The organism is Escherichia sp. WS2035 (assembly GCF_046487065.1).
Lineage (GTDB): Bacteria > Pseudomonadota > Gammaproteobacteria > Enterobacterales > Enterobacteriaceae > Escherichia > Escherichia coli.
In genome coordinates, this window is sequence record NZ_JBJQKD010000010.1 from 184130 (window position 1) to 191195 (window position 7066).

Consider the following 7066-nt stretch of genomic DNA (forward strand, 5'->3'; position numbering starts at 1 on the left):
TCAGGGACTAAAATGAACAGAAGAAGAAAACTGTTAATACCGTTGTTATTCTGCGGCGCGATGCTCACCGCCTGCGATGACAAATCGGCGGAAAACGCCGCCGCCATGACGCCTGAGGTCGGTGTCGTCACACTCTCCCCCGGTTCGGTCAATGTGTTGAGCGAATTGCCCGGTAGAACCGTTCCTTATGAAGTTGCCGAGATACGTCCCCAGGTGGGCGGAATTATCATTAAACGCAACTTTATCGAAGGCGATAAAGTGAACCAGGGCGATTCGCTGTATCAGATTGATCCTGCGCCTTTACAGGCAGAGCTGAACTCCGCCAAAGGCTCGCTGGCGAAAGCGCTCTCTACCGCCAGCAATGCCCGCATCACCTTTAACCGCCAGGCATCGTTGCTGAAGACCAACTATGTTAGCCGTCAGGATTACGACACCGCGCGCACCCAGTTGAATGAAGCAGAAGCCAATGTCACCGTCGCCAAAGCGGCTGTTGAACAGGCGACGATCAATCTGCAATACGCGAATGTCACCTCGCCGATTACGGGCGTCAGCGGGAAATCGTCGGTGACCGTCGGCGCACTCGTTACCGCTAATCAGGCAGATTCGCTGGTTACCGTACAACGTCTGGACCCGATTTATGTCGATCTCACGCAGTCGGTGCAGGATTTCTTGCGCATGAAAGAAGAGGTCGCCAGTGGGCAAATCAAACAGGTTCAGGGCAGTACGCCAGTACAGCTCAATCTGGAAAATGGTAAACGTTACGGCCAGACCGGCACGCTGAAATTCTCCGACCCGACGGTGGATGAAACCACGGGCTCCGTGACGTTACGGGCGATTTTCCCCAACCCAAATGGTGACTTGCTGCCTGGCATGTATGTTACGGCATTAGTGGATGAAGGTAGCCGCCAGAATGTATTACTGGTGCCGCAGGAAGGCGTCACCCACAACGCCCAGGGTAAAGCAACGGCACTCATTCTGGATAAAGACGATGTCGTGCAGCTACGCGAAATCGAAGCCAGCAAAGCCATCGGCGACCAGTGGGTTGTCACCTCTGGCTTGCAGGCTGGCGATCGGGTGATCGTTTCCGGCTTGCAACGCATTCGTCCGGGTATCAAAGCACGAGCAATTTCCTCCAGCCAGGAAAACGCCAGCACCGAATCGAAACAATAACGTTGCAGGCTTAAGGGGACTTTCATGGCTAACTATTTTATTGATCGCCCGGTTTTTGCCTGGGTACTTGCCATTATTATGATGCTTGCAGGCGGTCTGGCGATCATGAACTTACCGGTTGCGCAGTATCCGCAGATTGCGCCACCGACCATTACCGTCAGCGCAACCTATCCGGGTGCCGATGCGCAAACGGTAGAAGACTCGGTCACTCAGGTGATTGAGCAAAATATGAATGGGCTTGATGGCCTGATGTACATGTCTTCAACCAGCGATGCGGCAGGTAATGCCTCCATCACTCTGACCTTCGAGACGGGGACATCGCCTGATATCGCACAGGTTCAGGTGCAAAATAAACTGCAACTCGCTATGCCTTCATTACCTGAAGCGGTGCAGCAGCAGGGGATTAGCGTCGATAAGTCGAGCAGTAATATCCTGATGGTAGCGGCATTTATTTCTGATAACGGCAGCCTCAACCAGTACGATATCGCGGACTATGTAGCGTCTAATATCAAAGACCCGCTAAGCCGTACCGCGGGCGTTGGTAGCGTACAGCTCTTTGGTTCCGAGTACGCCATGCGTATCTGGCTGGACCCGCAAAAACTCAATAAATATAACCTGGTACCTTCCGATGTTATTTCCCAGATTAAGGTGCAAAACAACCAGATTTCTGGTGGTCAACTGGGTGGCATGCCACAGGCGGCAGACCAGCAACTGAACGCCTCGATCATTGTGCAGACGCGTCTGCAAACGCCGGAAGAATTTGGCAAAATCCTGTTGAAAGTTCAGCAAGATGGTTCGCAAGTGCTGCTGCGTGATGTCGCCCGCGTCGAACTTGGGGCGGAAGATTATTCCACCGTGGCGCGCTATAACGGCAAACCTGCCGCCGGGATCGCCATCAAACTGGCTACCGGAGCAAACGCCCTGGATACCTCGCGAGCGGTGAAAGAGGAGCTGAACCGTTTATCGGCTTATTTCCCTGCAAGCCTGAAGACGGTTTATCCTTACGACACCACACCGTTTATCAAAATTTCTATTCAGGAAGTTTTCAAAACGCTGGTTGAGGCTATCATCCTCGTCTTCCTGGTCATGTATCTGTTTTTGCAGAATTTCCGCGCCACAATCATCCCGACGATTGCCGTACCGGTGGTTATTCTCGGGACGTTTGCGATCTTGTCGGCAGTTGGTTTCACCATCAACACGTTAACTATGTTCGGGATGGTGCTGGCGATAGGGTTACTGGTGGATGACGCCATCGTGGTGGTGGAGAACGTCGAGCGTGTCATTGCGGAAGATAAGCTACCGCCGAAGGAAGCGACGCATAAATCGATGGGGCAGATCCAACGTGCGCTGGTCGGGATTGCCGTTGTTCTTTCCGCAGTGTTTATGCCGATGGCCTTTATGAGCGGTGCGACCGGGGAGATCTACCGCCAGTTCTCCATCACGCTGATCTCCTCCATGCTGCTTTCAGTATTTGTAGCAATGAGCCTGACCCCTGCCCTGTGCGCCACCATTCTGAAAGCCGCGCCGGAGGGCGGTCACAAACCTAACGCCCTGTTCGCACGCTTCAACACGCTGTTTGAAAAATCAACTCAGCACTATACCGACAGCACCCGCTCGCTGTTGCGTTGTACCGGTCGCTACATGGTGGTCTACCTACTGATTTGCGCCGGGATGGCGGTGCTGTTCCTGCGTACGCCGACCTCTTTCTTACCAGAAGAGGATCAGGGGGTATTTATGACCACCGCGCAGTTACCTTCCGGTGCAACCATGGTTAACACCACGAAAGTGCTACAACAGGTGACGGATTATTATCTGACAAAAGAGAAAAATAATGTTCAGTCGGTGTTTACCGTTGGTGGCTTTGGCTTCAGTGGTCAGGGGCAAAACAACGGTCTGGCGTTTATCAGCCTCAAGCCGTGGTCTGAACGTGTCGGCGAGGAAAACTCGGTTACCGCGATTATTCAGCGGGCAATGATTGCGCTAAGCAGTATCAATAAAGCCGTCGTCTTCCCGTTCAACTTACCCGCGGTGGCTGAACTGGGTACCGCGTCAGGTTTTGATATGGAACTGCTGGACAACGGCAATCTGGGGCACGAAAAACTGACCCAGGCGCGAAACGAGCTGTTATCACTGGCAGCGCAATCACCGAATCAGGTCATCGGGGTACGCCCGAACGGCCTGGAAGATACGCCGATGTTCAAAGTGAACGTCAACGCTGCGAAAGCCGAGGCTATGGGTGTGGCGCTGTCTGATATCAACCAGACAATTTCCACCGCCTTCGGCAGCAGCTACGTGAACGACTTCCTCAACCAGGGGCGGGTGAAAAAAGTGTATGTCCAGGCAGGCACGCCGTTCCGTATGTTGCCGGATAACATCAACCAATGGTATGTACGCAACGCCTCTGGCACGATGGCACCGCTTTCTGCCTATTCGTCTACCGAATGGACCTATGGTTCACCGCGACTGGAACGCTACAACGGCATCCCGTCAATGGAGATTTTAGGTGAAGCGGCTGCCGGGAAAAGTACCGGTGACGCCATGAAATTTATGGCAGACCTGGTCGCAAAACTTCCGGCAGGCGTCGGCTACTCATGGACCGGACTGTCGTATCAGGAAGCGTTATCCTCAAATCAGGCTCCCGCGCTATATGCCATTTCACTGGTCGTGGTGTTCCTCGCCCTCGCCGCACTTTATGAAAGCTGGTCAATTCCGTTCTCGGTGATGTTGGTTGTTCCGTTAGGCGTCGTTGGCGCATTACTGGCCACCGATCTGCGCGGCTTAAGTAATGACGTTTACTTCCAGGTTGGTTTGCTGACCACCATCGGGCTTTCCGCCAAGAACGCCATCCTGATTGTCGAATTTGCCGTTGAGATGATGCAGAAAGAAGGGAAAACACCGGTAGAGGCAATCATCGAAGCAGCGCGTATGCGTTTACGCCCAATCCTGATGACTTCTCTGGCCTTTATTCTCGGCGTGCTGCCGCTGGTTATCAGTCATGGTGCCGGCTCTGGCGCGCAAAACGCGGTAGGTACCGGCGTAATGGGCGGGATGTTTGCCGCAACAGTGCTGGCAATTTACTTCGTTCCGGTCTTTTTCGTTGTAGTGGAACATCTCTTTGCCCGCTTTAAAAAAGCGTAACGTGTAAATGAGAGTAAGGTTGAACGTGAGGGTTCAGCCTTACTCTTTCCTGCTAACCATTCACCACTCAACAACCAGCTAACCGTCAGGAATACCAGGCTTAGTACACAGCACTGAAAGTAGAAACCACTCCAGCCATTCGTCATCAATTTGAACAGCACAATACTGACCCACATTCCCGTAATCGTATGAATTGTTAGCTTAATAATCCCAAACATGCCGAGTCTTTTCCTCCTGAAAATACCTATACCGCCTGGCAAACTGCGAAAGAGAACTAGCCGGTAGCCCGGCAGAAATCATCAGGAAAGAGTTTCACATGAAGCAGACGTGAGATCCTGACCAATATTCAAATGCGAAATATGTCAGGAAAAGGTACCCGGCGAATGTTGCGAAAACTGATGTGGCGTTACACCATAATATTGTCTAAATGTATTTATAAAGTATGACGTACTGCTATAGCCACATTTTTCCGCAATAGTATGCAGAGGTATTTGACGTAACTCGAGTAATCGTCTGGCCATCGACATCCTGGAGGCGAGTAATATTTTACTGAAACAGGTATTTTCATCCTGCAACTTTTTTTTGATGAGACTCTCGCTGGTGTACATTCTTTCTGCGATATCGCGTAGATACCAACGTTTAGCGATATCAAAGCTAATAAGGCGTTCAACTTTTCCTGAAACAGTACTGATACTATTGAAAAGTAAGGGGATCAGTTCTTTCTTATGAGAAAACATTGATAAACAGGAAAGATAGAGCATTTTGCTCAGTATCGGCGAATTGACCCGGGGGTCATTGAAACTATCAAAAATCGCCGTCACCAGCTGTATGGGGGGTGACTGGTTAATTAACAAACGGTCTTTGCTATGCAATCCTAAATTGCGTGGCAACTGACGAATATTTTGTAAGTAATGGCAAACTGTCAGCTCTTCGATATCCAGCCGTCGCGTATCCAGTGAACAAAACGCAAAATCGTCTGCCAAATTTTTATCCAGCAGCAGGATACTCTCGTTATGCAACGATATTTTTTGCTGTTCATGATGAATATCGAATGAACGACGAACGAGGATCACCGAGCAGACATGAGCCATGACTATCCCTTATATTTCATTACTGCGATTATTTCAATGTCAGTATACTAATGAAATGACGCCAGACTGTTTCTGTGTGCAAAAACTGCCATATTTGGTAGGACCAAATTTTATCCACAAAGTAGTTTTGCATAACAGTTAATTGATAATAAGTAAATGCAACACGATTATATTTTCACACAGCGTATAGCTTATGTTTATAAAAAAATGGCTGATCTTATTTCCAGTAAAAGTTATATTTAACTTACTGAGAGCACAAAGTTTCCCGTGCCAACAGGGAGTGTTATAACGGTTTATTAGTCTGGAGACGGCAGACTATCCTCTTCCCGGTCCCCTATGCCGGGTTTTTTTTATGTCTGAGTAAAACTCTATAATCTTATTCCTTCCGCAGAACGGTCAGTGCCGTAAAAAATCCCTTGCGCAGCCATACTTGCCGCCGAGCCACAGTTCGGTAATTCCTGCGCCGATCGCTCCTGATACTCTGTGGGCGTCATCCCATAATAATTTCGAAAAACGTAAATGAAATACGACACGCTGTGATATCCACAGGATACTGCAACTCGCTTAATTGAAACCCCATATATAACAATAAGTTGTAAAGCACGCTGCATCCTACACTCAGTAAGCAACTGTGAATATGACGTACCTTCTTCGCGCAATTTTTTCTTTAACAGGCTTGGACTCATCAACAATTCGCTAGCAATTCGGGCTAATGTCCACTCATGGGCGATATTATTATTGATGACCGTACAAACTCGTGTTCGCATATTCGGTTGCAACACGTTCAGAAGTAACGGTATAAACTGCGTATCCTCAAGAAAAACAGATAACAACGCAAAGATTAATGCCCTTTTACGTAGCATTTCTGCATAGCGAAGATTCTTATTCTGCGATAGTTGCGCAACTTCCTGAAAAACAGGAATATCTCTGGTACAGTGATGAACGAGTAATGAAGGAACTTTTTTATGTACATGAAGTTTTAATGCCTCCTCCTTGAGCATCGGGAGAAATAATGAAAGCGTGTCTCTTGAAACTAATACGAAATTCTCAACACACTTATCTACTTGAATTTGGCTTGCATCCGCAAAAACCAGATCACCGCCATTAAAATAGCGATATTCACCATTAACCATGGTGAGAATATATTTATGTCTTGCGTACGCAATTAGACAATTACCATGTAGTGGTTGCATAGTTGACTTAATATTACATAAACATATTACTGTTTATTAATGTAGCACGCCGCCCTCTTAAGTCAAATTGATTGATAAATAAATTTAAACGAAGCGGGAAAACAGGATGATAATGAGCGATGATACTCGGGCTGGATGACTGGATTTATTATATAAAAAGGGGACTTAAGAACGCAGAGGAATTAATAGTAAGCAAATAATTCATCATCGTAATATTAAGCAGTATCGCTATGCTCCATAACATTCATATAACATATATCTTATCAACACGATGAATAGACAGGTAATATATTATTGCAATTAATAAGTAGCCGAATACCCACCTGTTTTTAAAGGTTGGGCATTCGGTTTTTACAACGTGATGTTATCAGGTGTGTTTAAAGCTGTTCTGCTGGGCAATACCCTGCAGTTTCGGGTGGTCGCTGAGATATTTCAGGGAGGCTTTGTAGTCTTCCAGCAACAGTTCAGCAAAGT

At 48.1% G+C, this 7066-nt stretch carries 5 protein-coding genes; 2 read left to right on the plus strand and 3 right to left on the minus strand.

All coding sequences use genetic code 11. The annotated features are described in order from the left end of the window. Positions 1–60: 60 nt before the first annotated feature. Both mdtE and mdtF read left to right on the plus strand, forming a co-directional pair. Positions 61–1170 carry a multidrug transporter subunit MdtE gene (gene mdtE, locus ACJHX4_RS17630; protein WP_001304950.1) on the plus strand — a complete coding sequence of 370 codons (1110 nt, stop codon included), beginning with the start codon at positions 61–63 and terminating at the stop codon, positions 1168–1170. 24 nt (positions 1171–1194) lie between these two features. Next, positions 1195–4308, plus strand: a complete 3114-nt coding sequence (gene mdtF, locus ACJHX4_RS17635; protein WP_000024904.1) for a multidrug efflux pump RND permease MdtF — start codon at positions 1195–1197, stop codon at positions 4306–4308. Positions 4309–4670: 362 nt separating this feature from the next. On the opposite strand, the gene gadW is transcribed toward mdtF, so the two are convergent. The 3 genes from gadW to ACJHX4_RS17650 all read right to left on the minus strand — a co-directional run. Then, positions 4671–5399 carry an acid resistance transcriptional activator GadW gene (gene gadW / locus ACJHX4_RS17640; RefSeq protein WP_000951553.1) on the minus strand — a complete coding sequence of 243 codons (729 nt, stop codon included), beginning with the start codon at positions 5397–5399 and terminating at the stop codon, positions 4671–4673. Between the two features lie 368 nt (positions 5400–5767). Beyond that, positions 5768–6592, minus strand: coding sequence for an acid resistance transcriptional activator GadX (gene gadX, locus ACJHX4_RS17645; protein WP_001182743.1), 825 nt, complete (start codon positions 6590–6592; stop codon positions 5768–5770). A 367-nt stretch (positions 6593–6959) separates the two neighbouring features. After that, the coding region (locus ACJHX4_RS17650) for a hypothetical protein (RefSeq protein ID WP_000385218.1) at positions 6960–7066 on the minus strand (107 nt) is incomplete at its 5' end.

What these genes read in the sequence shown, in the direction of transcription:
- mdtE (WP_001304950.1), top strand. Translation starts at nt 61, where the DNA reads ATGCTCACCGCCTGCGATGACAAATCGGCGGAAAACGCCGCCGCCATG.
- mdtF (WP_000024904.1), top strand. Translation starts at nt 1,195, where the DNA reads ATGGCTAACTATTTTATTGATCGCCCGGTTTTTGCCTGGGTACTTGCC.
- gadW (WP_000951553.1), bottom strand. Translation starts at nt 5,399, where the DNA reads ATGGCTCATGTCTGCTCGGTGATCCTCGTTCGTCGTTCATTCGATATT.
- gadX (WP_001182743.1), bottom strand. Translation starts at nt 6,592, where the DNA reads ATGCAACCACTACATGGTAATTGTCTAATTGCGTACGCAAGACATAAA.